Annotated in this window: 1 protein-coding gene; it reads right to left on the bottom strand. The window is 54.5% G+C overall.

Going from position 1 to position 974, the window contains the following annotated elements:
• Positions 1-56 precede the first annotated feature (56 nt).
• On the bottom strand, positions 57-920 hold the full coding sequence (locus ACOCD2_RS22050; RefSeq protein ID WP_293650429.1) for a response regulator: 864 nt from the start codon (positions 918-920) through the stop codon (positions 57-59).
• Between the last annotated feature and the right edge of the window lie 54 nt (positions 921-974).

Below are 974 nucleotides of genomic sequence, written 5' to 3'. Positions count from 1 at the left end.
GCAAGTAATCAATGAAATGGGATAACTCACCAGCCAGCCTTCTCAGAAGGCTGGCATCAAAGCCCCCTTATAGGGGGCAAAAGGCAAGTCTGCGTTCTAAGAACGCAGATTTTTACAATATCGAACCCAATGGTGGTATGCGTTTCCATCACCGTGCGTTCTTCATCGGTCAGGCGCGCCGGCTTGAGCAGAATGGCGTCCGGAATACCGATTTTGCCAATATCATGCAAGGGTGCCGCCTGAACGATGACATCGCAGGTATCTTCATCCAGATTGAGCCCCCTGGCAATTTCCAGGGCATAACGCGCCATCCAGAATACGTGGTTGCCCGTTCCCTCATCACGGTACTCGCCGGCCTTGGCCAGGCACATCAGGGTTTCCTGCTCACGGGCCGTTGCGGCCTCCGTGGCCTGGGAAACAAGCCCCTGCAGCATCCACGCACGGTTGGATACCTGCTTCTGATGCTGATGCAGCAGCAGGTTGCGGCAGCGCGCCTGGCATTCATAATGATCGAACGGCCTGGACAGGAAATCGGTAGCGCCGGCCTCCAGTGCTTCGTAGCGGATCTTGCGGTCATGAACCACGGTTACCACGACTACAGGAATATCCTCGCCGCCTTCGATCGAACGAATCCGGCGTATCAGTTCCACGCCGTTCATTTGCGGCATCTTGTAATCGGTGATCAGCAGATCCGGAACATTGAGCTTGCAATACTCCAGCGCCTGATTGGGATCGGAAAACACTTCGCAGGAAATTCGGGGAGAAATACCGGAGATAATGCTTTTCAGAATGGTGCGGCCGGTGGCCTGATCATCGACGACAACCACCGACTGATTCTCACGGCCAAAAATCGAAGTCACATTCCCGTTCATCTGACCCGGAATGACACCTTCGACTGCAGGTTGTCTTTTGTGGCTCATCTCAATCAAATACTACCCGCAGAGCGGGTAGTATGATGAAAGCCCCCGGAGGGG

The organism is Thiolapillus sp., from assembly GCF_048562965.1.
GTDB classification, from domain to species: domain Bacteria; phylum Pseudomonadota; class Gammaproteobacteria; order Chromatiales; family Chromatiaceae; genus Thiolapillus; species Thiolapillus brandeum_A.
This window is presented reverse-complemented; position numbering and strand designations above follow the sequence as displayed.

Coding starts and splice junctions, on each gene's coding strand:
- ACOCD2_RS22050 (WP_293650429.1), bottom strand. CDS start 920: ATGAGCCACAAAAGACAACCTGCAGTCGAAGGTGTCATTCCGGGTCAG.